Source organism: Burkholderia sp. AU17457 (assembly GCF_002223255.1).
GTDB classification, from domain to species: domain Bacteria; phylum Pseudomonadota; class Gammaproteobacteria; order Burkholderiales; family Burkholderiaceae; genus Burkholderia; species Burkholderia sola.
Window position 1 is genome coordinate 683113 of sequence record NZ_NKFB01000003.1, and the last position, 26945, is coordinate 710057.

23 protein-coding genes are annotated in these 26945 nt (G+C 67.6%); 16 read left to right on the top strand and 7 right to left on the bottom strand.

Annotation, left to right across the window (positions count from 1 at the left end):
* The first annotated feature begins 2 nt into the window (after positions 1-2).
* The 3 genes from hpnK (at position 3) to CFB49_RS05725 (ending at position 2576) form a co-directional block, all read left to right on the top strand.
* The gene (gene hpnK, locus CFB49_RS05715) at positions 3-887 is read left to right on the top strand and encodes a hopanoid biosynthesis-associated protein HpnK (RefSeq protein ID WP_089490863.1); all 885 of its coding nucleotides are present in this window, start codon (positions 3-5) and stop codon (positions 885-887) included.
* A complete protein-coding gene (locus CFB49_RS05720) occupies positions 884-1933 on the top strand; it encodes a lysylphosphatidylglycerol synthase domain-containing protein (protein WP_069620517.1) in 1050 nt (349 codons plus the stop codon). Before hpnK ends, CFB49_RS05720 begins: the two co-directional genes overlap by 4 nt.
* An 88-nt stretch (positions 1934-2021) precedes the next feature.
* Complete coding sequence (locus tag CFB49_RS05725; RefSeq protein ID WP_069620516.1) at positions 2022-2576, top strand: hypothetical protein; 555 nt, start codon at positions 2022-2024, stop codon at positions 2574-2576.
* A 3-nt stretch (positions 2577-2579) separates the two neighbouring features.
* Here CFB49_RS05725 and CFB49_RS05730 read toward each other — a convergent pair whose 3' ends face one another.
* Both CFB49_RS05730 and CFB49_RS36685 read right to left on the bottom strand, forming a co-directional pair.
* Positions 2580-2876: a BrnA antitoxin family protein gene (locus tag CFB49_RS05730; RefSeq protein WP_089490864.1), complete on the bottom strand. Its 297-nt coding sequence runs from the start codon at positions 2874-2876 to the stop codon at positions 2580-2582.
* Entirely contained in the window at positions 2860-3471 is a 612-nt protein-coding gene (locus CFB49_RS36685) for a BrnT family toxin (protein ID WP_249190255.1), read from the bottom strand. Before CFB49_RS36685 ends, CFB49_RS05730 begins: the two co-directional genes overlap by 17 nt.
* 82 nt (positions 3472-3553) lie before the next feature.
* Between CFB49_RS36685 and CFB49_RS05740 the strand changes: the two genes are divergently transcribed.
* From CFB49_RS05740 to CFB49_RS05800, 11 genes are all read left to right on the top strand, one after another.
* Complete coding sequence (locus CFB49_RS05740) at positions 3554-4243, top strand: ABC transporter permease (RefSeq protein WP_011544981.1); 690 nt, start codon at positions 3554-3556, stop codon at positions 4241-4243.
* Positions 4240-4953 (top strand): ABC transporter permease, encoded by a 714-nt coding sequence (locus CFB49_RS05745; RefSeq protein ID WP_006476443.1) that lies wholly within the window; start codon positions 4240-4242, stop codon positions 4951-4953. The genes CFB49_RS05740 and CFB49_RS05745 overlap by 4 nt, the downstream gene beginning before the upstream one ends.
* Positions 4954-4973: 20 nt before the next feature.
* Complete coding sequence (locus CFB49_RS05750) at positions 4974-5774, top strand: ABC transporter ATP-binding protein (RefSeq protein ID WP_006488736.1); 801 nt, start codon at positions 4974-4976, stop codon at positions 5772-5774.
* 21 nt (positions 5775-5795) lie between these two features.
* The gene (locus CFB49_RS05755) at positions 5796-6836 is read left to right on the top strand and encodes a GlxA family transcriptional regulator (protein WP_069620512.1); all 1041 of its coding nucleotides are present in this window, start codon (positions 5796-5798) and stop codon (positions 6834-6836) included.
* Positions 6837-7834: 998 nt separating this feature from the next.
* The gene (locus CFB49_RS05765; RefSeq protein ID WP_089434757.1) at positions 7835-9067 is read left to right on the top strand and encodes an aspartate aminotransferase family protein; all 1233 of its coding nucleotides are present in this window, start codon (positions 7835-7837) and stop codon (positions 9065-9067) included.
* Positions 9068-9097: 30 nt separating this feature from the next.
* On the top strand, positions 9098-10165 hold the full coding sequence (gene aruF / locus CFB49_RS05770; protein ID WP_089490865.1) for an arginine/ornithine succinyltransferase subunit alpha: 1068 nt from the start codon (positions 9098-9100) through the stop codon (positions 10163-10165).
* The gene (astA, locus tag CFB49_RS05775) at positions 10162-11193 is read left to right on the top strand and encodes an arginine N-succinyltransferase (protein ID WP_089490866.1); all 1032 of its coding nucleotides are present in this window, start codon (positions 10162-10164) and stop codon (positions 11191-11193) included. Before aruF ends, astA begins: the two co-directional genes overlap by 4 nt.
* A 7-nt stretch (positions 11194-11200) precedes the next feature.
* Positions 11201-12664 carry a succinylglutamate-semialdehyde dehydrogenase gene (astD, locus tag CFB49_RS05780; RefSeq protein WP_089490867.1) on the top strand — a complete coding sequence of 488 codons (1464 nt, stop codon included), beginning with the start codon at positions 11201-11203 and terminating at the stop codon, positions 12662-12664.
* A 14-nt stretch (positions 12665-12678) separates the two neighbouring features.
* Positions 12679-14019 carry an N-succinylarginine dihydrolase gene (gene astB, locus CFB49_RS05785; RefSeq protein ID WP_089490868.1) on the top strand — a complete coding sequence of 447 codons (1341 nt, stop codon included), beginning with the start codon at positions 12679-12681 and terminating at the stop codon, positions 14017-14019.
* A 7-nt stretch (positions 14020-14026) separates the two neighbouring features.
* Positions 14027-15097, top strand: a complete 1071-nt coding sequence (gene astE / locus CFB49_RS05790; RefSeq protein WP_179234895.1) for a succinylglutamate desuccinylase — start codon at positions 14027-14029, stop codon at positions 15095-15097.
* Between the two features lie 335 nt (positions 15098-15432).
* On the top strand, positions 15433-16227 hold the full coding sequence (locus CFB49_RS05800) for an ABC transporter substrate-binding protein (RefSeq protein WP_050011412.1): 795 nt from the start codon (positions 15433-15435) through the stop codon (positions 16225-16227).
* 89 nt (positions 16228-16316) lie between these two features.
* Here CFB49_RS05800 and CFB49_RS05805 read toward each other — a convergent pair whose 3' ends face one another.
* Both CFB49_RS05805 and cdpA read right to left on the bottom strand, forming a co-directional pair.
* A complete protein-coding gene (locus CFB49_RS05805; RefSeq protein ID WP_089490870.1) occupies positions 16317-17828 on the bottom strand; it encodes an HDOD domain-containing protein in 1512 nt (503 codons plus the stop codon).
* A gap of 26 nt (positions 17829-17854) precedes the next feature.
* Complete coding sequence (gene cdpA / locus CFB49_RS05810) at positions 17855-19597, bottom strand: putative bifunctional diguanylate cyclase/phosphodiesterase (protein ID WP_204492426.1); 1743 nt, start codon at positions 19595-19597, stop codon at positions 17855-17857.
* A 278-nt stretch (positions 19598-19875) separates the two neighbouring features.
* Here cdpA and CFB49_RS05815 point away from each other — a divergent pair, with 278 nt between their 5' ends.
* On the top strand, positions 19876-20424 hold the full coding sequence (locus tag CFB49_RS05815; RefSeq protein WP_069617028.1) for a peroxiredoxin: 549 nt from the start codon (positions 19876-19878) through the stop codon (positions 20422-20424).
* 87 nt (positions 20425-20511) lie between these two features.
* On the opposite strand, the gene CFB49_RS05820 is transcribed toward CFB49_RS05815, so the two are convergent.
* The gene (locus CFB49_RS05820) at positions 20512-21141 is read right to left on the bottom strand and encodes an SDR family oxidoreductase (RefSeq protein ID WP_069617029.1); all 630 of its coding nucleotides are present in this window, start codon (positions 21139-21141) and stop codon (positions 20512-20514) included.
* A 265-nt stretch (positions 21142-21406) separates the two neighbouring features.
* On the opposite strand from CFB49_RS05820, the gene CFB49_RS05825 reads away from it, so the two are divergent.
* Positions 21407-22876, top strand: a complete 1470-nt coding sequence (locus CFB49_RS05825) for an NYN domain-containing protein (protein WP_089490871.1) — start codon at positions 21407-21409, stop codon at positions 22874-22876.
* Positions 22877-22976: 100 nt separating this feature from the next.
* Here the strand turns inward: CFB49_RS05825 and CFB49_RS05830 are convergent, their stop codons facing one another.
* The gene (locus CFB49_RS05830; protein WP_089490872.1) at positions 22977-23360 is read right to left on the bottom strand and encodes a VOC family protein; all 384 of its coding nucleotides are present in this window, start codon (positions 23358-23360) and stop codon (positions 22977-22979) included.
* A 275-nt stretch (positions 23361-23635) separates the two neighbouring features.
* Positions 23636-26944, bottom strand: coding sequence for an efflux RND transporter permease subunit (locus tag CFB49_RS05835; RefSeq protein WP_089490873.1), 3309 nt, complete (start codon positions 26942-26944; stop codon positions 23636-23638).
* Position 26945: the final 1 nt, after the last annotated feature.

Here is a 26945-nt window from a genome sequence, read left to right on the forward strand (position 1 = left end):
TCGTGGCGACGCAGCGGGCGGCGCGGGCGCTGATCTTCACCGCGGACGACTTCGGGCTCCACCCGCGCGTCAACGCGGCGGTCGAGCGCGCGCATCGTGACGGCGTGCTGAACGCCGCCAGCTTGATGGTCGGCGCGGCCGCCGCGCAGGATGCGATCGAGCGCGCGCGGCGGCTGCCGTCGCTCGCGGTCGGCCTGCATCTGGTGCTCGCGGACGGGCCGGCCACGCTGCCCGCGCATGAGATTCCCGCGCTCGTCGGCCCCGACGGGCGATTCGGCGACGCGATGGCGAGGGACGGCTGTCGCTTCTTCTTCCTGCCGCACGTGCGCGCGCAACTGCGCCGCGAGATCCGTGCGCAGTTCGATGCGTTCGCGGCGAGCGGCCTGCCGCTCGATCACGTGAACGCGCACAAGCATTTCCATCTGCATCCGACCGTGCTGTCGATGATCGTCGAGATCGGCCGCGACTACGGGCTGCGCGCGGTGCGGCTGCCGTACGAAACGCGCGCGCCGGCGCTGCTCAAGCCGTGGACCGCGCTCGTGCGCGCGCGGCTCGACCGCGCGGGGCTCGCGCACAACGACTACGTGGTCGGCATCGAGCATACGGGCGCGATGGACGAGGCCGTGCTGCTCGACGCGCTCGCGAAGCTGCCGCCGGGCGTCGGCGAGATCTACTGCCATCCGGCCGAAGCCGGCGACGGTCCGATCACGCCGACGATGGCCGATTACCGTCCGGCCGACGAACTGGATGCGCTGTTGTCGCCGCGCGTCGCGGCCGCGGTGAAGGCAGCGGGCGTCGCGACCGGCGGCTTTGCCGACGTGTTCGGCGGGCCCGCGGCACGGCGCGGCGCGCACGCATCGCGCGCACCGGGAGCGCAGCCGTCATGAGCAAGTGGATCAAGTGGCTCGGCTGGCCGATCGGCATCGGCATCCTGCTCGCGCTGGGGCTGCATGAAGGCGTCGGCGACGTGTCGCAGATGCTCGCGCGCGCCGGCTACGCGCTGCTGTGGCTCGTGCCGTTCCACGCGCTGCCGCTGCTGCTCGATGCATACGCGTGGCACCAGTTGCTCGACCGGCGCGCGTCGCTGCCGTTCCTGTGGTGGATCGCGACCGTGCGCGAGGCCGTGAACCGGTTGCTGCCCGTGGTCGGGATCGGCGGCGAGATCGTCGGCATCCGGCTCGCGCGCTGGCAGGTGCCCGACGCGAGCCGTGTGACCGCATCGGTGATCGTCGAGGTGCTCGTGACGATCGTCGTCCAGTATGCGTTCGCGGCGCTCGGCCTCGTGCTGCTGCTCGCGACGACCGACAACATGGGCGGCGGCACGATCGGGCTCGCGCTGCTGCTGACGCTGCCGTTGCCGGTGCTGGGTGTGGTGCTGATGCGGCGCGGCGGCATCTTCCACGCGATCGAGCGTTTCGCGGGCCGCCTGCTCGGCGATTCGCACCGGCTGCTGCAGGGCGTCGACGGCCGCCGGCTCGACGCCGACATCGATTCGCTGATGTCGCGCACGGGCCTGCTGTTCAGCGCGTTCGTCTGGCAACTGGCCGGCTACGTGCTCGGCGCGCTCGAGATCTACTGGGCGCTCGCACTGCTCGGCCACCCGGTGTCGATCGGCGGCGCGATCGCGATCGAGGCGATGACGCAGGCCGTCCGGCATGCGGCGTTCATGGTGCCGGGCGGGCTGGGCGTGCAGGAGGCGACCGTCGTGCTGCTCGCGCAGATGTTCGGCGTCGACCGCGAGACGGCGCTGTCGCTCGCGGTGGTCAAGCGCGGCCGCGAGGTGCTGTTCGGCTGCCTCGCGCTCGGCTCGTGGCAGCTTGCCGAGCTGGTGCGCACGCGTGGCCGTCTGGGTGCGCCGCCGGGTGGGCCGCGCCCGGCGCCGCCGGCGAACCGGGCGCCCGAAACCCGCGCCGAAACCGAAACGACGCATTGAACATCCGACGGGCCGAGCGGCCCGTCTCGCGCTTTTGGCGTCGCGCGGGTATCCTTGCCGCGTGTTTTCTCCACGCGCCATTCTTCCGATGATTTTCCGTTTCCGGCTGCTTTCCGTGACGATGCTGACCGCCGCGCTGGCGCTGACCGGTTGCGACGACCAAGGCCATCTCGACGTGCAACGTATCAGGGACTTCTTCAACGCGATCAAGCCCGCGCCGCTGCTGCTGAAGGGGCTGAAGGTCGGCGAATCGACCGAGGCCGACGTGCGCGGCACGATGGGCAAACCCGAGACCGAGCGCACGTTCACCGATGGCTCGAAACGTCTCGAATATCCGCGCGGCCCGATGGGCAACCAGACCTGGTTCGTCGATCTCGATGCGAACGGGCGCTACACGGGCGCGACGCAGGTGCTGACCGCCGAGAATTTCGCGAAAGTGCGCCCGGGGATGGACGAGGACGAGGTGCGGCGCCTGCTCGGCAAGCCCGGCGACATCGCGCAGTATCCGCTGAAGCCCGAGACGGTCTGGAGCTGGCGCTGGCTCGAGGACGGCGTCAACACCGACGCGTTCTTCAACGTCCATTTCGGCCCGGACGGGCTCGTCTATACGACTTCGCGCTCCGACATCCTGAAAGGGCGGTGACGTTCACGCGCGGCGCTTCTTCAGCCAGTCGCGCAGCGCGTCGTTCATGCGCGTCTGCCAGCCGGGGCCGTCTGCCCGAAACGCGGCGAGGATGTCCGCGTCGTAGCGGATGCTGACCTGTTCCTTCGGGTGCTCGAGCTTCGGACGCCCGAATTTCTTCGCGACGACCTCGACGAAGGGCTCCATCGCGTCGATTTCTTCGTCGCGGAGTTCATGGGCGTCCGGATCGGCGGCGATGCCGCGGGCGATCGCCGCTTCTTCCTCGGGCGTGTTGCGTATGAATTTAACCACCTTCTTCATATCGACTCATCTCTCGGTTGTTGGCTTTTCGCAGGCTGACGACACGCAGCGCGCGGCCGCGCGGAACGACGATCGCCGTGTGAAGGCGCGCGCCGATCGGCACCAGACAGATCCAGCGCGTCTCACCGTAATTCCGACGGACATCCGGCCACGCGCGCGCTGCTTCCCATTCGGCGAATTCGGCCATTCGCAGCGAAATGCCGTGTTTCAGTCGGTTTGACAGATCCTTGGCATCGTCGAAAACGAACGGAATTTCGACTAATTGTGGATGCGAAAACATGAGATGGCAAGGGGTTTTTGTAGATGCAAAAATTGGAAGGCGCCGCGGCTGGCATCGGGCCGGCGCGCATCGCGTCGCGGGCATGAGCGAGCGATTGTGTGGCGTGGGTCCGGACCTGCCTATTCGGCCTGACGGCCAGTCCGGCGCTATATCGAAAAAGCGACCGGAAAATTGCAAAAAGCCCGCTTCCCGGCGTGTCATCGGACTGTCAGGAAGCGGGTTTTTTCCTTTTGAAACAGCAGCGTAGGCCGTGCGCGGAAATGGTGGGACGAATTGTTGCGCCGCAGCAATCGCGCGCACGGTGATTTGAGGCAAATAATTTCGCTTGCGACTATCCGCGTCAGCCCGGCGCGGGACAGGCCTACGCGTCGGCATTCATTCAACTCTGGAGACGCGCGTGTTCCTTTACGGCTTTGGTCCCGTCCTCTGGGCCGGCACCGTGCAGACCATCGAGCTGTCGGTGCTGTCGCTCGCCACTGCGGTGGCGCTGGGGCTGATCGGCGCGGTGGCGAAGCTGTCGCACAACCGGGTGCTGCGAGCGATCGCGACCGGTTATACGACGCTGATCCGCTCGGTGCCCGATCTTGTGCTGATGCTGCTGCTGTTCTACAGCATCCAGATCTGGCTGAACCAGTTCACCGACCTCGTCGGCTGGAACCAGATCGACATCGATCCGTTCGTGGCCGGCGTGCTGACGCTCGGCTTCATCTACGGCGCGTACTTCACCGAGACGTTTCGCGGCGCGTTCCTGTCGGTGCCGCGCGGCCAGCTCGAAGCCGGTTCGGCTTACGGGATGAGCGGCGCGCGCGTGTTCGTGCGGATCATGTTTCCGCAGATGATGCGCTTTGCGCTGCCGGGCATCGGCAACAACTGGCAGGTGCTCGTGAAGGCGACCGCGCTGGTGTCGATCATCGGTCTCGCGGACGTCGTGAAGGCCGCGCAGGACGCCGGCAAGAGCACGTTCAACATGTTCTTCTTCATCCTCGTCGCGGCGCTGATCTATCTCGCGATCACGACCGTCTCCAACCTCGTGCTGATCCAGCTCGAGAAGCGTTATTCCATGGGCGTGCGGCACGCAGAACTATGATCGAGATCCTCCAGGAATTCGGCAAGGCGTTCCTTTTCTGGGACGGCCAGCGCCTGTCCGGCCTCGCGGTGACGCTGTGGCTGCTCGTCGCGTCGATTTCGCTCGGCTTCGTATGCGCGGTGCCGCTTGCGGTCGCGCGCGTGTCGAGGAACAAGTGGGTGTCGATGCCCGTGCGGTTCTACACGTACGTGTTCCGCGGCACGCCGCTCTACGTGCAGCTGCTGCTGATGTACACGGGCATGTACAGCCTCGAGTTCGTGCGCTCGCACTCGCTGCTCGACGCGTTCTTCCGCAGCGGTTTCAACTGCGCGATCCTCGCGTTCGCGCTGAACACCTGCGCGTACACCACCGAGATCTTCGCCGGCGCGATTCGCGCGATCCCGCACGGCGAGGTCGAGGCGGCGCGGGCGTACGGGATGTCGCCGTTCACGATGTACCGCCGCGTGATCCTGCCGTCGGCGCTGCGCCGGGCGCTGCCGCTGTACAGCAACGAGGTGATCCTGATGCTGCACGCGACGACCGTCGCGTTCACGGCGACCGTGCCGGACATCCTGAAGGTCGCGCGCGACGCCAATTCCGCGACCTACATGGCGTTCCAGTCGTTCGGGATCGCCGCGCTGATCTATCTTGCGGTATCGTTCGCACTCGTCGCGGCGTTTCGCCGCGCGGAGCGCCACTGGCTCGCGTATCTCGCGGCCGCCCGTCATTGAATTACTTCGAGGAGAGCCAGTTGGCCGAGATCACTCAAACGAGCGCGTCCGCTTCCGTCAAGCTTGCCGCGGTCGACATCCACAAGCGCTATGGCGACAACGAGGTGCTCAAGGGCGTGTCGTTGAACGCGAAGGCCGGCGACGTCATCAGCATCATCGGCGCGAGCGGTTCGGGCAAGAGCACGTTCTTGCGCTGCATCAATTTCCTCGAGCGGCCGAATGCGGGGCAGATCGTCGTCGACGGCGAGGCCGTGCGCACGAAGACCGACCGTGCCGGCGCGCTCGAAGTCGCCGATCACAAGCAGCTGCAGCGCATCCGCACGAAGCTCGCGATGGTGTTCCAGCACTTCAACCTGTGGGCGCACATGAACGTGCTCGAGAACGTGATGGAAGCACCCGTGCACGTGCTCGGCATTTCGAAGAAGGAAGCCGAGGAGCGTGCGCGCGAGTACCTGGAGAAGGTCGGTCTGCCGCCGCGCGTCGAGAAGCAGTATCCGTCGCATCTGTCGGGCGGGCAGCAGCAGCGGGTGGCGATCGCGCGGGCGCTTGCGATGCATCCGGACGTGATGCTGTTCGACGAGCCGACCTCCGCGCTCGATCCGGAACTGGTGGGCGAAGTGCTGAAGGTGATGCAGAAGCTGGCCGAGGAAGGCCGCACGATGATCGTCGTCACGCACGAGATGGGTTTCGCGCGCAACGTGTCGAATCATGTGATGTTCCTGCATCAGGGGCGGACCGAGGAAGAGGGCGATCCGAAGGAGGTGCTGGTGCGCCCGCAGAGCGAGCGGCTCAAGCAGTTCCTGTCGGGCAGCCTCAAGTAACGCGACAGGCCGGGTTTCAACGTGGTACCGGTGTCTCGTCCCGCAGGCGCCACCCGCACGACGCAGGTGGCGATCGTTGCATTGCCGCCCGTGTCGATGTCGGGCGTGGGTCCGATCGTCGATGCGCTGAATCTCGCGAACGAAATCGACGGGCGGCTGTTGTACCGCTGGCGGGTATGTTCATGGGACGGGCGGCCGGTGCCGCTCGCCGGCGGCGCGCAGTGGCATGCCGATGCGGCGTTCAACGATGCGATCGCGTGCGACTGGCTGATCGTCGTGTCGGAGCGGTTTCAGCAGTTTGCCGATTACCGGTTGTTTCTCGCGAGTCTCGCGCGGGTCGGGCAGCGCACGCCGGTGGTGACCGGGATTCATCACGGCGTGTGGTGGCTCGCGATGGCCGGGCAGCTTTCCGGGTATCGCGTGAGCGTGAACTGGGAGACGTATCAGCAGTTCGCCGAGCAGTTCGAGCGGTCGATCGTCACGCAGCAGATCTTCGAGATCGATCGCGATCGGGCGACCTGTGCCGGTGGGCAGGCGACCGTCGATTTCATGCTGGCCATGATTGGCCGGGAACATGGGGTGGATCTCGCGGAGCGGATTGGCGATGCGCTCGGAGTCGGGGTGCTGCGCAGTGGCGAGGAGCGGCAGAGGATTCCGTTCGTGACTGCGCCGGGGGAGCGGCATCCTCGGCTCAATGATGCGTTGCTTTTGATGGAGGCCAATGTCGAGGATCCGCTCACTACCGATGAGATCGCCGGGCTCGTCGGCGTTTCCCGGAGGCAGCTCGAAAGGCTCTTTCGGCAGTATCTCGGGGCGATGCCCTCCAAGTATTACCTCAATCTTCGATTGCTCAAGGCAAGGACGCAGTTGCAGCGGACCAGTAAGTCCGTCGTTCAGGTTTCTCTCGCCTGTGGGTTCTCTTCTGCCGCGCACTTCTCTAACGCCTACCGCGAAAGGTTTGGGGTCACGCCTCGGGAGGATCGGCGAGCGTGGCTCGAAAAGCAGACAGGCGGCGGCAGTGAACCTCGAGGGGGGGCGCTCGTCGAGCGCGGGAAAGATTGAGGGTGGGTTGGACTTGGTTTGTTTGGCGGTCCGCCCGCGTTTGGTGTGAAGCACCTGCGATCGTGTCGGTCTATTAGCGTCGCCCCTGCGCGGGGCAGCGGTCACTTTTCTTTGTCTTGCCAAAGAAAAGTAACCAAAAGAAAGGCGCTCGGATATCGCATGACTTACCGGTGCCATCGCCAACAGAGTGGCCCGCACAAAAGTGTCCGCGCCAGCCAGGAATCCGGAGTGGTTCGAGCAATGGTTCTGACACCACTCACTACCCCACGGAGCGGTATACCGTCCGCTAGCTCCATCCTCGCTACGCTCGGCTGCAAGGTACTTCAAGGGCTCGCGTTCTGGCTTTCTGCATGAGATGTGGCCTGCCAGGCACTTTTTGCTCCCCCCATTTGTGTGACCGATTCGCCTTTCGCGACGACGATGTGTTTGCGCCCCGCATTTTTCTCGCGGGCAAAGCAGCGAATTCCGTTTATTGAAGGCACATCAAGTTCCACGGGAGGGGCGGCGATGGCGCGATTGGTTGGGATGGACCTGTCGGCCGAGCGAAGCGAGGACGGAGCTAGCGGGTGGTATACCGCTCCGTGGGGTAGCGAGTGGTGTCAGAACCATTGCTCGAACCACTCCGGATTCCTGGCCGGCGCGGACACTTTTGTGCGGACCACTCCGCTGGCGATGGCACCGGTAAGTCATGCGATATCCGAGCGCCTTTCTTTTGGTTACTTTTCTTTGGCAAGACAAAGAAAAGTGACCGCTGCCCCGCGCAGGGGCGACGCTAATAGACCGACACGATCTTAGGTGCTTCACGCCAAACGCGGGCGGACCCCAGACAAGCGAGAAAAAGCCCCAAAATACCGACACGGCGTAGCCACCCCGGCCGCCCGAAAGGGGCAAAACCCAAACCTTCCGATAGAACCCGTCGCAATTCCGCAAGACGCTTGCGTCACCCTTCCCTAAACTTGATCCTGTTGAACCCTCTTACGAAACCGAAAGGAACGACCATGACGACCTCGACCGTGACCCGCCAGACATTCGACGAAGTGATGGTGCCGGTATTCTCTCCCGCGCCGTTCGTGCCGGACCGTGCAGAGGGCTCCCGCGTATGGGACACGGCCGGCCGCGAGTACATCGATTTCGCGTGCGGCATCGCGGTCACGTCGCTGGGCCACGGGCACCCGGAACTGCTGAAGGTGCTCGACGAACAAGGCCGCAAGCTCTGGCACATCGGCAACGGCTACACGAACGAGCCGGTGCTGCGCCTCGCGAAGCGCCTCGAATCGCTGACCTTCGCCGACCGCGCATTCTTCGCGAACTCGGGCGCGGAAGCGAACGAAGCCGCCCTGAAGCTCGCGCGCCGCGTCGCGTTCGACCGCCACGGCGCCGATAAAGTCGAAATCGTGTCGTTCGTGCAGTCGTTTCACGGCCGCACGTTCTTCACGGTCAGCGTCGGCGGCCAGCCGAAATACTCGGAAGGCTTCGGCCCGGTGCCGGAAGGCATCAAGCACCTGCCGTTCAACGACATCGAAGCCGCGAAGGCCGCAATCGGCCCGAAAACCTGCGCCGTGATCGTCGAGCCGGTGCAAGGCGAGGGCGGCGTGATCCCGGCCGATCCGGCGTTCCTGAAGGCACTGCGCGAAGCGTGCGACGCCAACGACGCACTGCTGATTTTCGACGAAGTGCAAACGGGCGTGGGTCGCACCGGCCAGTTCTACGCATACATGGACACGGGCGTCACGCCGGACATCCTCACGACCGCTAAAGCGCTCGGCAACGGCTTCCCGATCGGCGCGATGCTGACGACGAACGAACTGGCCGCGCACTTCAAGGTCGGCGTGCACGGCACGACGTACGGCGGCAACCCGCTCGCATCGGCGATCGCGGACAAGGTCGTCGAACTGATCGGCGACCCGGCGCTGCTCGAAGGCGTGCGCGAACGCAGCGTGCGCCTGAAGGGCGCGCTCGAACGCATCAACGCACGCTTCGGCATCTTCAAGGACGTGCGCGGCAAGGGCCTGCTGGTCGGCGCCGAACTCACCGCCGCATTCGACGGCCGCGCGAAGGACTTCGTCACGGCCGCCGCCGAGAACGGCCTGATCATGCTGATCGCCGGTCCGAACGTGCTGCGCTTCGTTCCGTCGCTGGTGATCCCGTTCGACCTGCTCGACGAAGGCGTGAAGCGCTTCGAGAAGGCGGTCGAACAAGTGCTCGCCGCACAGGAAGCCACCGCGCGCTGATCGGCGCCCCCATCGCAGACAGGAACGACGATGCTATTTGTTCGCCCCGGCAAACTCACGGATCTCGATGCGCTCGCGCAGATGGCGCGCACCGCGCAGCCGGTCCTGCACTCGCTGCCGCACGACCGCGCGGCGCTCGAAGCGCGTGTGGCGCTCTCCGAGGATTCGTTTCGCGCGGACGTCGACTTCGCCGGCGAGGAGTTCTACCTCTTCGTGCTCGAGGATTCGACAACCGGCAAGCTGCTCGGCACGGCGAGCATCGTGGCCGCGGCCGGCTACTCGGAACCGTTCTACGCGTTCCGCAACGACGCGCTGATCCACGCGTCGCGCGAGCTGCACGTGAACCGCAAGATCCACGCGCTCACGATGTCGCACGAGCTGACCGGCAAGAGCCGGCTCGCGGGCTTCTACGTCGATCCGTCGCTGCGCGGCGACGCGGCCGCGCACCTGATCTCGCGCGCCCGGATGATGTACATCGCCGCGAACCGTCGCCGCTTCACGCCGGAAGTGTTCACGCTGCTGCTCGGCGTGAGCGACGGCAACGGCGCGTCGCCGTTCTGGGAAGCGGTGGGCCGCAAGTTCTTCGGACGCGACTTCACCGACGTCGACATCGCATCGGGCGGCCGCAGCCGCACGTTCATCGCGGAAGTGATGCCGGCCTATCCGCTCTACGTGCCGCTGTTGCCGGAAGCCGCGCAGCGCGTGCTCGGCGAGCCGAACGAAACGGCACTGCTCGCGTACGACATCCATCTCGAGGAAGGCTTCGAGCCCGACCGCTTCGTCGACATCTTCGACGCGGGTCCGGTGCTGACCGCACAGGTCGACCGCACCGCGTGCGTGAAGCAGGCGTCGGAGCGCGTCGTGCGCGAGGCCGCGCACCAGCAGGGCGACGTCGCGTACATGGTGTCGACGGGCTGCGGCGAATCGTTCCGCTGCGTGCTGGCCGACCTGCCGGGCGACACGGCCAACGCGCACGGCACCCACGCGCCGCTGGCCGGCGACGTGCGCGCGGCGCTCGACGTGAAGGAAGGCGATGTCGTGCGCTGCGTGCCGCTGCATCGCCGCGACGATGAGGATTTGAAGGGAGACGCAGCATGATCGTCGTTCGGGTCGTACAAACGGGCGACGTCGACGCGCTCGTGTCGCTCGCGCAGGAAACCGGGCCGGGCCTGACCACGTTCAAGCCCGACCGCGACGCGCTCGCCGCGCGCATCGAACGCTCGCGCCGCACGCTCGAAGGCCTCGCGGCGCCCGGCGAAGCCGGCTACTTCTTCGTGATGGAAGATTCGAAGACGCGCGATATCGCGGGCGTGTGCGGCATCGAGACGCAGGTCGGCCTCGAACAGCCGTTCTACAACTATCGCGTGAGCACGGTCGTGCATGCGAGCCAGGAGCTCGGCGTGTGGACGCGCATGCACGCGCTGAACATCTCGCACGACCTGACGGGCTACGCGGAAGTGTGCTCGCTGTTCCTGAGCCCGCGCTATCGCACGGGCGGCGTCGGCGGCCTGCTGTCGCGCTCGCGCTTCATGTTCATCGCGCAGTTCCGCGACCGCTTTCCGGAACGCATCTGCGCGGAACTGCGCGGCCACTTCGACGAGGACGGCACGTCGCCGTTCTGGCGCGCGGTCGGTTCGCACTTCTACCAGATCGATTTCAACGCGGCCGATTACCTGAGCTCGCACGGCCGCAAGTCGTTCCTCGCGGAACTGATGCCGCGCTACCCGGTGTACGTCGACCTGCTGCCGCAGGACGCGCAGGACGCGGTCGGCCTCACGCATCGCGACACGCTGCCGGCCCGCAAGATGCTCGAAGCGGAAGGGCTGCGCTACCAGAATCACGTCGACATCTTCGACGCGGGCCCGGTACTCGAATGCCACGTCAACGACCTGCGCACGGTACGCGAGAGCGTCGTCGTGCCGGTCGCGATCGGCGCGCCCGATGCACGGGATGACGCCCCCAGGTCGCTCGTGTCGAACACGTCGCTCGAGGATTTCCGCGTCGGCGTCGCGCCGGGCGTGGTCGCGAACGGCGCGTTCGTGCTGTCGGCCGACGATGCCGCCGCGCTCGACGTGAAGGCCGGCGATCCGGTCCGCGTGCTGCCGCTCAAAGTCAAACAGGGATAAACGAATCATGACGGAACTCTTCATCGACGGCGCCTGGGTCGCAGGCTCGGGCCCCGTCTTCGCGTCGCGCAACCCGGGCACCGACGAAATCGCATGGCAGGGCGGCAGCGCATCGGCGGCGGACGTCGACCGCGCGGTCGCGAGCGCACGGCGCGCATTCGCCGGCTGGTCGGCGCTCGCCTTCGAAGCGCGCTGCGAGATCGTCAAGCGCTTCGCGACGCTGCTCACCGAACGCAAGGAAGCGATCGCGACCGCGATCGGCCGCGAGACGGGCAAGCCGCTGTGGGAAGCGCGCACCGAAGTCGCGGCGATGGCCGCGAAGGTCGGCATCTCGATCCAGGCGTACCAGGAACGCACCGGCGAGAAGCGCCAGGACATGGCCGACGGCGTCGCGGTGCTGCGTCACCGCCCGCACGGCGTCGTCGCGGTGTTCGGCCCGTACAACTTCCCCGGCCATTTGCCGAACGGTCATATCGTGCCGGCGCTGATCGCCGGCAACACCGTGGTGTTCAAGCCGTCGGAGCTCGCACCGGGCGTCGCGCGCGCGACGGTCGAGGTGTGGCACGAAGCCGGGTTGCCGGCCGGCGTGCTGAACCTCGTGCAGGGCGAGAAGGACACCGGCATCGCGCTCGCGAATCACCGGCAGATCGACGGGCTGTTCTTCACCGGCAGCTCGGATACCGGCACGCTGCTGCACAAGCAGTTCGGCGGCCGTCCGGAAATCGTGCTCGCGCTCGAGATGGGCGGCAACAATCCGCTCGTGATCGGCGAAGTCGAGGACCTCGACGCGGCCGTGCATCACACGATCCAGTCGGCGTTCCTGTCGGCCGGCCAGCGCTGCACGTGCGCACGCCGCATCTTCGTACCGCAGGGCGCGTTCGGCGACCGCTTCCTCGCGCGCTTCGCGGACGTCACGTCGAAGATCACGGCGGACGTGTTCGACGCCGATCCGCAGCCGTTCATGGGCGCGGTGATCTCGGCGCGCGCGGCCGCGAAGCTGGTGGATGCGCAGGCGCGCCTGGTCGAGCAGGGCGCGAAGCCGATCGTCGCGATGACGCAGCGCGATCCGCGCCTGGGCTTCGTGAACGCGTCGATCATCGACGTGACGGGCGTCGCGAACCTGCCCGACGAAGAGCATTTCGGCCCGCTCGCGCAGATCGTCCGCTACGCGACGTTCGACGATGCGATCGAGCGCGCGAACGATACCGCGTTCGGCCTGTCCGCCGGCCTGCTGGCCGACGACGCGAACGCGTGGGAGCACTTCCGCCGCACGATCCGCGCCGGGATCGTCAACTGGAACCGGCCGACCAACGGCGCGTCGTCAGCCGCGCCGTTCGGCGGCACGGGCCGCTCGGGCAACCATCGGCCGAGCGCGTACTACGCGGCCGACTATTGCGCGTACCCGATGGCGTCGGTCGAAAGCACGCAACTGACTTTGCCCGCGAGCCTGTCGCCGGGCCTGCATTTCTGATCGAGGGAGCGACGATGAACGCACAAGAAGCCAATTTCGACGGGCTCGTCGGCCCGACCCACAACTACGCCGGGCTGTCGTTCGGTAACGTGGCGTCGCTGAACAACGAGAAGTCGGCCGCGAACCCGAAGGCGGCCGCGAAGCAGGGGCTGCGCAAGATGAAGCAGCTCGCGGACCTCGGTTTCGCGCAAGGCGTGCTGCCGCCGCAGGAGCGGCCGTCGCTGCGCCTGTTGCGCGAGCTCGGTTTCTCCGGCAAGGACGCGGACGTGATCGCGAAGGCCGCGAAGCAGGCGCCTGAACTGCTCGCCGCGGCGAGCTCGGCATCGGCAATGTGGACCGCGAACGCGGCCACCGTCAGCCCGTCTGCCGACACGAGCGACGGCCGCGTGCACTTCACGCCGGCGAATCTGTGCAGCAAGCTGCATCGCGCGATCGAGCACGAAGCGACGCGCCGTACGCTGTCCACGCTGTTCGCGGACCCCGCGCACTTCGCGGTGCACGAAGCACTGACGGGCACGCCGGCGCTCGGTGACGAAGGCGCGGCGAACCACACGCGCTTCTGCGCCGAATACGGCAAGCCGGGCATCGAATTCTTCGTGTACGGCCGCGCCGAATACCGCCGCGGCCCCGAGCCGAAGCGCTTCCCGGCGCGCCAGACCTTCGAGGCGAGCCGCGCGGTCGCGCATCGCCACGGGCTCGCCGAAGAAGCGACGGTCTACGCACAGCAGGATCCGGACGTGATCGACGCGGGGGTGTTTCACAACGACGTGATCTCGGTCGGCAACCGCGACACGCTGTTCACGCACGAACGCGCGTTCGTCAACAAGCAGGCGATCTACGACACGCTGACCGCCGCGCTCGACGCACGCGGTGCGCGCCTGAACGTGATCGAGGTGCCCGACGCAGCGGTGAGCGTGAACGACGCGGTCACGTCGTATCTGTTCAACAGCCAGCTGCTGTCGCGCGCGGACGGCTCGCAGGTGCTCGTCGTGCCGCAGGAATGCCGCGAGAACGAGCGGGTCGCCGCCTATCTCGACCAGCTCGCTGCCGGCAACGGCCCGATTCACGACGTGCTCGTGTTCGACCTGCGCGAAAGCATGAAGAACGGCGGCGGCCCCGCGTGCCTGCGCCTGCGCGTCGTGCTGACCGAAGCCGAGCGCGCGGCCGTCACGTCGAACGTGTGGATCAACGACACGCTGTTCGCGTCGCTCGACGCGTGGATCGACAAGCACTATCGCGATCGCCTCGCCCCGGAAGACCTCGCCGATCCGGCGCTGCTCGACGAGTCGCGCACGGCGCTCGACGAGCTCACGCAGATCCTGCGCGTCGGTTCGCTGTATGACTTCCAGCGCTGAGCACGGCATGTCGGCGAACGCGTTGCTCGACGATTTCCTCGCGTTCACGCTCGCGGGTGGCGCGCCGGCCGAACAGGACGGCGCGTGCGCGGGCGGCGCGGTGCGCTGGCAATGGCTCGGTGACGGGCTGCTCGCGTTCGAACCGGCAGCCGCCGACGCCGCGACGCGCGCGAGCGTGCTCGTGTCGGCCGGCGTGCATGGCGACGAGACCGCGCCGATCGAGCTGCTGTCGCTGCTCGTGCGCGATCTCGCGTCGGGCGCGCTGGCGCTCGCGTGCCGGCTGCTCGTCGTGCTCGGCAACGTGCCGGCGATGCGCGCGGGCGAACGCTATTTCGACGACGACCTGAACCGCCTGTTCAGCGGCCGTCACGCGCAAGTGGCCGCGAGCCGCGAAGCGCCGCGCGCCGCGCAGCTCGAAGCGGCGGCCGCCGCCTTCTTCGCGGTCGCGCCGGCGGGCGGCGCGCGCTGGCACATCGACATGCACACGGCGATTCGCGCATCGGTGTTCGAGCAATTCGCGCTGCTGCCGCATACGGGCACGCCGCCGACGCGCGCGATGGTCGAATGGCTCGGCGATGCACGCATCGCGGCCGTGCTTCTGCACACGGCGAAGGGCAACACGTATTCGCATTTCACGGCCGAGCATTGTGGCGCGCTCGCGTGCACGCTGGAACTCGGCAAGGTGCGGCCGTTCGGCCAGAACGACCTGACGCGCTTCGCGCCGGCCGACCGCGCGGTGCGCAAGCTCGTGTCGGGTGGGCGGGGCGGCCATCCGTGGGGCGGCCATCCGCGGGACGGCCATCCGTGGGGCGACCATCCGTCGCTGCCGCGCGTGTTCACCGTGATCGACCAGATCACGAAGCAGAGCGACGCGCTCGAGCTGTTCGTCGCGGCCGACGTCGCGAACTTCACCGCGTTCCCGCGTGGCACCGTGCTCGCGCAGGACGGCGACTACCGCTATACGGTGAAGCACGACGAGGAACGCATCGTGTTTCCGAACCCGACCGTGAAGCCGGGTTTGCGTGCGGGCCTGCTCGTCGTCGATACGACGCGCGACACGCTGGCCGCGCTCGTCTGATCGATGTGCAATCGTGCGGGCCGCATCGTCCCGCGGCCCATTCATTTTTGCGATGACGCCTGCCCGCCGCGCGGACGGCGCGCGCGTGGCGCTTGCATATTTGCGACACGGTCTTGCGAGTTCGACGCGTCGCGTGGCGGCCGCCGTGCGCGCAGCGCAGCATCGCGCATCGGCGGCCGCTTTGCCGTATCGGGCCGCGCGGATTGGTACAATCGCGGCCTTGCGGCTGTTGCGCCGCATCACGGCGCCGCGTTGGCATTGTCGGTGGCATTCGACCCTGCCATGCTGCATGCGCCCGTAGTTCCGGAACATTCGAGTATCGAGGAGAACACCTGATGAAGTTGGATTGGCGTAAAGTGGCCGCGCACGCGGTGGTGGCGGCATCGGCGGTGGCGGCAGGCAGCGCGTTTGCCGCGGATCTCAAGGAGATCCGGTTCGGCGTCGAGGCCTCGTACGCACCGTTCGAATACAAGACGCCCGACGGCAAGCTGACCGGCTTCGACATCGACATCGGCAACGCGGTGTGCGCGAAGCTGAAGACGAAGTGCGTGTGGGTCGAGAACGACTTCGACGGCCTGATCCCGGCGCTGCAGGCGCGCAAGTTCGACGCGATCAACTCGGACATGACGATTACCGACCAGCGCAAGCACGCGATCGCGTTCACCGATCCGATCTACACGATTCCGAACCAGCTGATCGCGAAGCAGGGCAGCGGCCTGCTGCCGACCCCGCAATCGCTGAAGGGCAAGCGCGTCGGCGTGCTGCAGGGCACGATCCAGGAAGCGTACGCGAAGAAGAAGTGGGCGCCGGCCGGCGTTGATGTCGTGCCTTACCAGACGCAGGATCTGGCGTATGCCGACCTGAAGTCGGGCCGTCTCGACGCGACGTTCCAGGATTCGGAAGCCGGCTCGAAGGGGTTCCTGACGAAGCCGCAAGGCCAGGGCTTCGCGTTCGCGGGCGGCACGGTCAGCGACGCCGAGATCCTCGGCTCGGGCGTCGGCTTCGGCCTGCGCAAGAACGACGCGGCGCTGAAGACCGCGCTCGATCAGGCGCTGAAGGACCTGAAGGCCGACGGCACGATCGACAACCTCGCGAAGAAATACTTCAGCGTGCCCGTGACGCTCAAGTAAGCGCTTCGCTCGATCGCATGACGTGAAAAACCGGCCGCTGCGGCCGGTTTGCTTTTGTGGAGCGAAAACGACGGGAGGTAGGCCCGCCGTCAGCCGGGCTGCGCGGCGAAGAACCGTCCCAGCTCGCGCGCGAGTTCGTTGAGCACGGCCATCTCCTGCTGCGAGATCTTGCGCGCGGGTTGCGCGCCGGCCCAGTCGCCGTACAGCAGCGCGACGCTCGTCGTGCCGACGCGCACGGGCAGCAGCACGAACGCGCGCGCGTCGTCGAACGCGTCGAGATACCACGCGGGCAGGCGCTTCGTCATCTTCGGGTCCTGCGCCTGCCCGATGAAGATGCCGACCGAGTTCGAGATCGCGAGATGAAACACGTCCGGCTCGAAGCGTTCGTCGAAATGCAGCCGGTCGAGCGCCGTATCGACGCCGGGGCCGAAACCCAGGCGTGCGGCGAACGTGCCGTCGTCGTGCCGCACGAACATCACGGTGCGCGTGAACGCGAGGCCGGCCAGCAGGCTTTCCGACGCGAGCGCGAGCACCGGCGTCAGCACGTGCTCGGACGGCAGCGCGCGCAGGTCCGCGAGGCCGGCTTCGAGGCATGCCTCGGGCGCGGCCTGCGCGCGCGCGATCGCATCGGCGTTCGCGCGCAGCTCGACGATCTCGCGCATCACGGTGTCGCTCGCTTCCTCGCGCGCGAGCCGATCGGCGATCTCGACGAGCGCGTCGGATTCCATGTCGAGCTCGGCGCCGTAGTGCTGCGCGAGCGCCGCGATGCGCGCGTCGCGCTGCGGGCTCGCGGGCATGACGAGCGCACCGGCGACGTCGGTCGAGCAGCGGCTCACCGCGCGCAGCCAGCGGGTGCGGTGGGCCTGGCTGTCGTCGGCCGTCGGGTCCGCGTGGCGGGCGTCGCCGTCTTCGTCGTCGAACGCGTCGGCACGGGTGGCGCGATCGTCGTTGGCCATCCCCGCGCGGATCACGTCGGGCAGCCGCCAGCGCGCGGCTGCTTCGAGGCCGATCTCGTCGAAGCCGACGCCGAGGACGTCGACGCACGCGGCCGCTTCGTCCCCGTTCAGCTCGGCCGCGCGGCGGCGGATGCGGTCCCATTCGCTGTCGAGATAGCAGACCACCAGCAGCTTGCCGACCTGGCGCATCAGCGTGCAGACGACGGCTTCCTCGCCGCCGCGCAGTTCGGCGTGCTCGGTGAGCTTGCGCGCGACGCAGCCGGACAGCAGCGCACGGTTCAGCTCCAGCTTTGCGTCGATGCGCCGCGGCGTGCTCTGATGGAAGTGGTCGACGAGCTTCAACCCGACCACGAGATGGCCGACGGCGTCCATGCCGAGCACCATCAGCGCGCGGGTCACGGTGGTGATGTTGCCGCCGAACGCCATGTACATCGCGGAGTTCGCGAGCCGCAGCACTTTCTGCGTGAGCGCGAAGTCCGACAGCACGACGCGCACGAGCGCGGTGAAGTCGAGGTCGTCGTTCTTCATCGCGGCCATCGTCGCGCGCAGCGATTCCGACAGCAGCGGGAAATCGCCCCGTTCGTTCATCCGGGCCCACAGCTTGTCGAGCAGCGCGGTGCGGGGCAGGTATTCGGTGGTTGACATACGGATCTTTCGGTTCGCCGCGCGCGTCAGGCGGCAGCGTGCAGGTGCAGCTGCTGCGCCTCGAAGCGCCGCGCGAGCTCCTCGGACGGCAGCGCCTGGCAGACGAGCCAGCCCTGGATGTGATTGCAACCCATCTCCGTCAGCAGCTCGCGCTGCGCCTCGGTCTCGACGCCTTCGGCGACGAGCTCGAGATCCAGTGTTTGCGCGAGGCCGACCACCGCCGACACGATCGCGCGGTCGTTGCGCGACGTCAGCAGGTTCTCGACGAAACTGCGGTCGATCTTCAGCTTCGCGAGCGGGAAGCGCTGCAGATAGGCCAGGCTCGAATAGCCGGTGCCGAAATCGTCGACCGCGAAGCGGATGCCGAGACCGGTCAGCTCCTCGAGCAGCATTTTCGCGTGCGCGGGATCGTGCATCAGCAGGCTTTCGGTGATTTCGAGCACGATGCGGCGCGGGTCGATGCCGGTCAGCGTGATCGCCTCGCGCACGCTCTGCGTGAAGCGCGGGTCGCGGAACTGCTGCGGCGACACGTTGACCGCCACGTATTGCAGCGCGAGCCCCTGGCCGTCCCACGCGACGAGCTGCATGCACGCCGCCTTGAGCACCCAGTTGCCGAGGTAGTTGATCAGGCCGATCGATTCGGCGAGCGGGATGAAGGTGGCCGGCGGCACGAGGCCGTGCACCGGATGGCGCCAGCGGATCAGCGCCTCGACGCCGACCACCGCGCCCGACTGGCTGCGCGTGATCGGCTGGAAATGCAGCGAAAACTCGCCGTTGCGCACGCCGTCGTACAGGTCGGCTTCGAGCTTGAGCCGTTCGGCGTCGGCCGGATCGTCGACGGGCGCATGGAACGCGAGCGCGTTGCCGCCCGATGCCTTCGCCTGCGAGAGCGCGTGGTCGGCGCGGCGCAGCAGCGGGCTGTGATGCTGCGCGCGATGCGGCGCGGCACGTTCGTCCGGATAGAGCGCGATGCCGATGCTCGCGGACAGGTGCACGGTCTGCCCCTGGAACACGTAAGGCTCGCGCACCGCGGCCTGCAGCCGGCGCGCGAGCGAATCGGCGGCATGGCTTGCCTGCGTGCGGTCCGGTGCGCCCAGCACGACCGCGAACTTGTCGCTCGCGACGCGCGCGAGCTGCTCGTTCGGCGTGACGAGCGCCTTCAGCCGCTGCGCGGTCTCGCGCAGCAGCATGTCGCCCGCGTCGTAGCCGAGCGCGCGGTTGATCCGCTGGTAGTCGTCGAGGTCGAGCAGCAGCAGCGCCGCGCAGGTGCCGTTCTCGTCGGCGGTCTGCTGCGCGCGCATCAGCGCCGGCACGAGCGCGGACAGGTTGTCGAGCCCCGTCATCGGGTCGTGGTGCATTTCGTAGGTCAGGCGTGCCTCGAGCGCACGCCACGACGACACGTCGAACGCCGCGATCGCGAAGCCGTCGACGCCGTGGTGGCGGCTCTTGAACGCGCGGACCTCGACGTCCAGCGGATAGGTGAGCGACTTGACGATGCACATCGTCGCCTTCTCGACCTGGCCCGAACGCGCGGCGCGAGCGAGCAGGCCTTCGAGCGCCGGGGTATCCTGTTCGGCGATCAGGTCGCGCAGCGTCAGCGTATGCAGGTAGTCGCGGTGGTAGCCGATGAAGCGCAGGCTCGCGTCCGACACGTACAGAAAGCGCAGCTCGCGGTCGACGTGGGCGAGGAAATCCACCGTGCCGACCGTCTGTTCCAGCCAGTTGCGCACGGAGTCGTCGCGTCGCGGCGCGACGGCGCGCGCGGGCATCAGCGCGCCGCCCGACCGAGCGAAGCGGCGCAGCGTATGCAAGGCGCTGCGCCAGGAGCCCTTGCGTGACGTCTGTTTCCTGTTGGCTTCCATGTTTCTCGCTGACGTGAAGGGCTGGAACCGGTTGTCCGGAAGGAATAACGGCAGACGGTGCGAAATCTTTAACGGGCCGGCCCCAGGCGGCGCTGCCGCCGGCCGGATCTTCCACGCGGATGTTCGGCAGGCGAACGCCCGCGTGGCCTATATCGAGGCTGACTTTATAAGAAATGAGGACGCAGATGAAGCGAAAACTGTTGCTGGGCGCCATGGCGGCGCTGGTGGCCGGTCATGCGCTGGTGGCGCAGGCGGAACTGAAGCCGGGCGCCGCGGCACCCGATTTCACGACGCAGGCGTCGCTTGGCGGCAAGACTTACACGTACGCGCTCGCGGACGCGCGCAAGCAGGGGCCGGTCGTGCTGTATTTCTATCCGGCGGCGTTCACGAAGGGCTGCACGATCGAGGCGCATGCGTTCGCGGACGCGGTCGACCGTTACAAGGCTTACGGCGCGACGGTGATCGGCGTGTCGGCCGACAACATCGACACGCTGACGAAGTTCTCGGTGAGCGAGTGCCGCAGCAAGTTCCCGGTGGCGGCCGACCCGGACGCGAAGATCATCCGCGAGTACGACGCGAAGCTGCCGGCGCTCGACCGGGCGAACCGCGTGTCCTACGTGATTTCGCCGGAAGGGAAGATTCTCTACGAATACACGAGCCTGTCGCCCGACAAGCACGTCGAGAACACGCTCGCCGCCGTCAAGGCGTGGGCCGACGCGCACCCGAAGCAGTAGGCGGCTACCCGCGCGCGTGAAAACGGCCCGTCGTGCGGGCCGCGGGCACGAGCCTGCGCCGCCTCCCGGGCGGCGCACAGCGGGCCGTTACGCGCGCAGCGCCTGTTCGATCGGCACGCTGCCGCCGACGAAGCCGACGACCTTGCGCGAGATGCCAAGCTTGATCGCCTCGATCGCGGCCCATGCCACATCCTGGCGCGAGACGGGCGGCGCGGGATCGAGCCACGTGTCGGTCAGCGCGATCTTGCCGACGCCCGGGTCGTCCGTCAGCGGGCCCGGCCGCAGGATCACGTAGTCGACGCCCGACGCGATCACGCGATCGTCGCCTTCGCGCTTCATCTGCGAATAGTGGTGCAGCGCGTCCGGCCCGTGCTCCGGCCGGTAGGCGGACAGCGAGCTGACCACCACGAGCTTCTGCGCGTTGTAGGCGAGCGCGTACTCGGCTGCGCGGGCGACCGCATCGCGGTCGACCTGCTCCTCTTCGGTCGCGCCGTCCGATTCGGCCGAGCCGGCCGCGTAGATCACGTGCGTGATGCCCTGGAAAGCGTGCGAGAAATCGTTCGTCAGATCGGCCTCGACGACCCGTGCGCCCGCCAGCGCATAGCCGTGCCGGCGCACGAGCGCCGTGACCTCGAACTCCGGCTGCTTGAGCAGCAGATCCGCGCAGGCCTGGCCCGTCCGGCCGGTCGCGCCAATCAGCAGTACCTTCGTCGTCATGAAACCGCTCCTTGCTCGATGCGTCATCCGTCCAGATAGGGACGGACGACCGATAACTCAAGTGTAATGTCGAATCGGCCCGGCGGTGGGCACGTAATAGGGGGCGTACCGGCATCGGGCGTACCGGCATCGAGCATACTCGCGCCGGATACCCGGCGTTCGTTCACACGGATGCGGGAATGACGCGCCGACCGGCTATCATGTGCGCGATGCATTTTTCGCCGCTACGCGTGCATCACGCGTCGGCCCACCGGTTGGAGTACTCATGGCATTACCCCTGGACAACGTCAGCATGGCCGTGTTCTGCGACTTCGAGAACGTCGCGCTCGGCGTGCGCGATGCGAAGTACGAGAAATTCGACATCAAGCCCGTGCTGGAGCGCCTGCTGCTGAAAGGCAGCATCGTCGTGAAGAAGGCCTATTGCGACTGGGATCGCTACAAGGGCTTCAAGGCGTCGATGCACGAAGCGAGCTTCGAGCTGATCGAGATTCCGCACGTGCGCCAGTCGGGCAAGAATTCGGCCGACATCCGGCTCGTCGTCGACGCGCTTGACCTCTGCTACACGAAGTCGCACGTCGATACGTTCGTGATCATCAGCGGCGATTCGGATTTTTCGCCGCTCGTGTCGAAGCTGCGCGAGAACGCGAAGAAGGTAATCGGCGTCGGCGTGAAGAAATCGACGTCGGATCTGCTGGTCGCGAACTGCGACGAATTCATCTTCTACGACGATCTGGTGCGCGAGCAGCAGCGTGCGCTCGCGAAGCGCGAACAGCAGCAGCGCGCGGGCAACGGCGGCGCGAAGCGGCCCGACGAGCCGTCGCGCAAGCACGACATGGATGCACGCAAGGCCGAGGCGATCGCGCTGGCGGTCGAGACGTTCGACGCGCTCGCGTCGGAGCGCGACGACGTCGGCAAGATCTGGGCGTCGGTGCTCAAGAGCGCGATCAAGCGTCGCAAGCCGGACTTCAACGAGTCGTACTACGGGTTCCGCGCGTTCGGCAACCTGCTCGACGAGGCGCAGGCGCGCGGCCTGCTCGAAGTGGGGCGCGACGACAAGTCGGGCGCGTTCGTGTCGCGAGCCCGCCAGTCGGCCGCGGCCGAGCACGTCGCGGCGGGCGGTGACGGCGGCGCGGCGCACCACGGCGGCGGCCACGGCACGCGCGCGGCGGAGCCGGCACCGGCCGGCCGCGACGCGCACCGTCGTGGGCAGCGCACGGAAGCGGTCGTTCACGACAGCGTGCAGATCGACGCGGAAGACGCGGCGCTTGACGAGGTCGCCGACGCGGCGCCGGCCGACGCGCTTGACGCGCCCGATATGACCGACGCGCACGGCGACGCGAAGGATGGCCGCAAGCGTGCGCGCAAGAGCGCGGCAAAGAAGACCGCCGCGAAGAAGGGCGCGGCCGCGAAGGGCGCAGGTCGCCACGCGGCCGGCAAGCCGGACGCCGCCGTGCAGGGCGACGCGACGCACGGTGGCGATGCGCACGCGTCCGGTCGGCATGCGGACGAACCGCATCGCGACGCGGCGCATGACGACCGGCACGCGGCGGCGACGCCCGCCGAGCCGGCGCCGCGCACTTCCGGCGCTCGGGACGAGACCGTGCAACCGTCGCACGACGCGGCACTCCCGGAAGCGGCGGCCGACACCCCGACCACCGCCAAGCCGAAGAAACCGGCCCGCAAGGCGGCGCCGCGCGCGCGTCGTCCGCGCAAGACGACGACTGCCGCCGAGTAACCGCGGCGGGCGGGCAGTCGGGCAGTCGGCCGGGTTTCGTCCGCAACCGGGCGTCACCCACGCCGCGCACGCCGGGCCGGCGCCCCGCCGGCCTGCCGTGCTACCCGTTCAGCCCATACGGCTGTGTCATCACTTCGAGGAAGTGACCGTCCGGATCGTCGAAGTACACGCCGCGTCCGCCGTTGTGGCGGTAGACGTCGTCGGCTTGCCGCTTGGCCGGGTCGGCCCAGTGCGGCAAGCCGCGTTCGCGAATGCGCGCGAGCACGCGATCGAAGCCGGCTTCGTCGATCAGGAACGCGTAATGCTGCGACCGGATCTCGCCCGTCTGTTCGTAAAAATCGAGCGACACGCGATTGTCGAGCGCGACGACCAGCATCGCGCCGAACGGCGTCGGCGGCGGCAATTCCAGCAGTTCGGTGAGGAAGCGGCTCGACGCATGCTTGTCGCGGCACCAGACGATCGTGTGGTTGAGCTGGACGTTCATGGCGGGTTCCCGTGCGGCGGGGCGGCGGTGGACATGGACACACGATAGGCGATCGCGGCCGGCAAGCAAGCCCGGCAACCGAGCGCGCCAACCAAGCCCGTCAACCAAGCCCGTCAACCAAGCCCGTCAACCAAGCCCGTCAACCAAGCCCGTCAACCAAGCCCGTCAATCGAGTCCGTCAATCGAGCCCGTCAATCGAGCCCGTCAATCGAGCCCGTCAATCGAGCCCGTCAATCAAGCGCAAAAGACGGCTGCCCGAAGGGCAGCCGCTTTCGTCACTCGCCGGCGACCGCCGGCCCGCCGGCATTGCCGCGGCGGTTGCGGCGCTTCTCGCCCCAGACGCGGAACCGGTCCATGTACAGGTAGACGACGGGCGTCGTATAGAGCGTCAGCACCTGCGACACGATCAGGCCGCCGGCGATCGCGATCCCGAGCGGCGCGCGCAGCTCGGCGCCGTCGCCGCTGCCGAACGCGAGCGGCAGCGCGCCGAGCAGCGCCGCCATCGTCGTCATCATGATCGGGCGAAAGCGCAGCAGGCACGCCTCGTGGATCGCATCGAACGACGACTTCCCGTTGTTGCGCGTCTGGTCGATCGCGAAGTCGACCATCATGATCGCGTTCTTCTTCACGATGCCGATCAGCAGGATCACGCCGATCAGCGCGATGATGCTGAACTCGGTCTTGAACAGCAGCAGCGCGAGCAGCGCGCCGACGCCGGCCGACGGCAGCGTCGACAGGATCGTGATCGGGTGGATGTAGCTCTCGTACAGGATCCCGAGCACGATGTAGACGGCCAGCAGCGCGGCGAGGATCAGGATCGGCTGATCGTTCATCGACTGCTGGAACGCCTGCGCGGTGCCCTGGAAGCTGCCGACGATCGTCGGGGGGACGCCGATCTGCGCCATCGTCTGATAGATGATCTGCGTCGCCTGCGACAGCGACACGCCCGGCGGCAGGTTGAACGAGATCGTCGTCGCGACGAACAGCCCCTGGTGGTTGACCGACAGCGGCGTCGTGCTCGGCCCGAACGTCGCGATCGCCGACAGCGGGATCATCGTCGACTTCGACGTCGACACCGACGCGCCCGACGACGCGCTCGACTTGCCGCTCGCCGCGATCGCGTTGAGCGCCTGGTTGCGCGCGGAGTCGGACGCGATCGCCGCGGCGCTCTGCGCGGCCGTGCCGGCGCTCGACGTGCCGGCCGAGGTCGCGACGAAGGTGCCGGCGGCCGCGTTGGTGGTCTGCGAGCCGTTCGCGCTGCCGCCCGACGTGCTGATCCACACCTGGTTCAGCATTTCCGGGCTCTGCCAGTATTTCGGCGCGACTTCCATCACGACGTGGTACTGGTTCAGCGGGTTGTAGATCGTCGAGACCTGGCGCTGGCCGAACGCGTCGTACAGCGTGTTGTCGATCTGCGCGGGCTTGATGCCGAACCGCGCGGCCGTCGCGCGGTCGATCGTCACCATCGCCTCGAGGCCGCCTTGCTGCTGGTCGGAGTTCACGTCGGTCAGCTCGGGGCGCTTCTGCAGCGCCTCGGTCAGGATCGGCCCCCACTTGTAAAGGTCGGCGCTCGAATCGCCGAGCAGCGTGAACTGGTACTGCGCGTTGCTCTGCCGGCCGCCGACGCGGATGTCCTGCGCCGCCTGCAGGAACGTGCGCGCGCCCGCCACGTCCGCCAGCCGCGGGCGCAACTGCTGGATCACCTGGTCGGCCGACAGCTTGCGCTCGGTGCGGTCCTTCAGCGTGACGAACATGAAGCCGGAGTTGGTCTGCGTGCCGCCGGTGAAGCCCGCGACGCTCTTCACGTTCGGGTTGCCCTGCACGATCCGCATCATCTCGGAGAACTTCAGCTTCATCGCCTGGAACGACGTCGACTGGTCGGCCTGGATGCCGCCGATCATCAGCCCGGTGTCCTGCTGCGGGAAGAAACCCTTCGGCACGACGACGTACAGGTAGACGTTCAGCCCGATCGTCGCGAACAGCGTCAGCAGGATCAACAGCGGCCGGCGCAGCGCCCACGACAGCGAGCGCTCGTAGCCGCGCTGCATGCGCGCGAAGCCGCGTTCGAGGAAGCGCCCGAAGCGGCCCTCGTCGTGCGGATCGTGTTTTTCCGGCAGCAGACGCGCGCACATCATCGGCGTGAGCGTGAGCGACACCGCGAGCGACACGGCGATCGCGAGCGACAGCGTCAGCGCGAACTCGCGGAACAGGCGCCCGACGATCCCGCCCATCAGCAGGATCGGCAGGAACACCGCGACGAGCGAGATGCTCATCGACAGCACCGTGAAGCCGACTTCGCGCGCGCCGTCGAACGCCGCCTGCATCCGCGGCTTGCCGTTCTCGATGTGCCGCGAGATGTTCTCGAGCACGACGATCGCGTCGTCGACGACGAAGCCGGTCGCGACGATCAGCGCCATCAGCGACAGGTTGTCGATCGAGAAGCCGAGCAGGTACATCGCGCCGAACGTGCCGACGATCGAGATCGGCACCGCGACGCTCGGGATCAGCGTCGCGCGCCAGTTGCGCAGGAACAGGAACACGACCATCACGACGAGGCTGATCGCGATCAGCAGCGTGTGCTCGGTGTCCTTCAGCGATGCGCGGATGGTGGTCGAGCGGTCGAGCACCGGCGTGACCGTGATGTCGGCCGGCAGCGACGCGGTGAGCTGCGGCAGCGCCGCGCGCACGCGGTCGAGCGTCTCGATGATGTTCGCGCCGGGCGAGCGGTAGAGGATCACGAGCACCGCGCGCTTGCCGTTCGACAAACCGAGGTTGCGCAGGTCCTCGACCGAATCGACGACGTCGGACAGGTCGGACAGCCGCACGGCCGAGCCGTTGCGATACGCGACGACGAGGTCGCGGTATTGCGACGCCTGGGACGCCTGGTCGTTCGTATAGAGCTGGAAGCGCTGCGGGCCGAACTCGATCGCGCCTTTCGGCGCGTTGGCGTTCGCGGAGGCCAGCGCCGCGCGCACGTCCTCGAGGCCGATCCCGTAGTGGAACAGCGACTGCGGTTCGAGCTCGACGCGCACGGCCGGGTTCGCGGAGCCGCTCACGGTGACCTGGCCGATCCCGTCGATCTGCGACAGCGACTGCTGCAGCACCGTCGACGCGGCGTCGTACACCTTCGCCGGCGACGCCGTTTCCGAGGTCAGCGCGACGACCATGATCGGCGAATCGGCCGGGTTGACCTTGCGGTAGGTCGGGTTGCTCTTCAGCGCGGCGGGCAGGTCGGCGCGCGCCGCGTTGATCGCGGCCTGCACGTCGCGCGCGGCGCCGTCGATGTCGCGGTTCAGACCGAACTGCAGGATGATCCGCGCATTGCCGACCGTACTCGTCGACGTCATTTCGGAGACGTCCGCGATCGAGCCGAGGTGCCGCTCCAGCGGGCTCGTCACGCTGGTCGCGACCGTTTCGGGGCTCGCGCCCGGCAGCGACGCCTGCACCGAGATCGTCGGGAAGTCGACCTGCGGCAGCGGCGACACCGGCAGCTTGATGAACGCGAACAGGCCCGCGAGCGCGACGCCAAGCGCCAGCAGCGTCGTCGCGACGGGGCGGGTGATGAAGGGGCGCGACAGGTTCATC

Bases quoted from the DNA above. Each gene is read 5' to 3' on its own strand.
- CFB49_RS05720 (WP_069620517.1), top strand. From the start codon at position 884: ATGAGCAAGTGGATCAAGTGGCTCGGCTGGCCGATCGGCATCGGCATC.
- CFB49_RS05725 (WP_069620516.1), top strand. From the start codon at position 2,022: ATGATTTTCCGTTTCCGGCTGCTTTCCGTGACGATGCTGACCGCCGCG.
- CFB49_RS05730 (WP_089490864.1), bottom strand. From the start codon at position 2,876: ATGAAGAAGGTGGTTAAATTCATACGCAACACGCCCGAGGAAGAAGCG.
- CFB49_RS05745 (WP_006476443.1), top strand. From the start codon at position 4,240: ATGATCGAGATCCTCCAGGAATTCGGCAAGGCGTTCCTTTTCTGGGAC.
- CFB49_RS05765 (WP_089434757.1), top strand. From the start codon at position 7,835: ATGACGACCTCGACCGTGACCCGCCAGACATTCGACGAAGTGATGGTG.
- aruF (WP_089490865.1), top strand. From the start codon at position 9,098: ATGCTATTTGTTCGCCCCGGCAAACTCACGGATCTCGATGCGCTCGCG.
- astA (WP_089490866.1), top strand. From the start codon at position 10,162: ATGATCGTCGTTCGGGTCGTACAAACGGGCGACGTCGACGCGCTCGTG.
- astD (WP_089490867.1), top strand. From the start codon at position 11,201: ATGACGGAACTCTTCATCGACGGCGCCTGGGTCGCAGGCTCGGGCCCC.
- astB (WP_089490868.1), top strand. From the start codon at position 12,679: ATGAACGCACAAGAAGCCAATTTCGACGGGCTCGTCGGCCCGACCCAC.
- astE (WP_179234895.1), top strand. From the start codon at position 14,027: ATGTCGGCGAACGCGTTGCTCGACGATTTCCTCGCGTTCACGCTCGCG.
- CFB49_RS05800 (WP_050011412.1), top strand. From the start codon at position 15,433: ATGAAGTTGGATTGGCGTAAAGTGGCCGCGCACGCGGTGGTGGCGGCA.
- CFB49_RS05805 (WP_089490870.1), bottom strand. From the start codon at position 17,828: ATGTCAACCACCGAATACCTGCCCCGCACCGCGCTGCTCGACAAGCTG.
- cdpA (WP_204492426.1), bottom strand. From the start codon at position 19,597: ATGCCCGCGCGCGCCGTCGCGCCGCGACGCGACGACTCCGTGCGCAAC.
- CFB49_RS05815 (WP_069617028.1), top strand. From the start codon at position 19,876: ATGAAGCGAAAACTGTTGCTGGGCGCCATGGCGGCGCTGGTGGCCGGT.
- CFB49_RS05820 (WP_069617029.1), bottom strand. From the start codon at position 21,141: ATGACGACGAAGGTACTGCTGATTGGCGCGACCGGCCGGACGGGCCAG.
- CFB49_RS05825 (WP_089490871.1), top strand. From the start codon at position 21,407: ATGGCATTACCCCTGGACAACGTCAGCATGGCCGTGTTCTGCGACTTC.
- CFB49_RS05830 (WP_089490872.1), bottom strand. From the start codon at position 23,360: ATGAACGTCCAGCTCAACCACACGATCGTCTGGTGCCGCGACAAGCAT.
- CFB49_RS05835 (WP_089490873.1), bottom strand. From the start codon at position 26,944: ATGAACCTGTCGCGCCCCTTCATCACCCGCCCCGTCGCGACGACGCTG.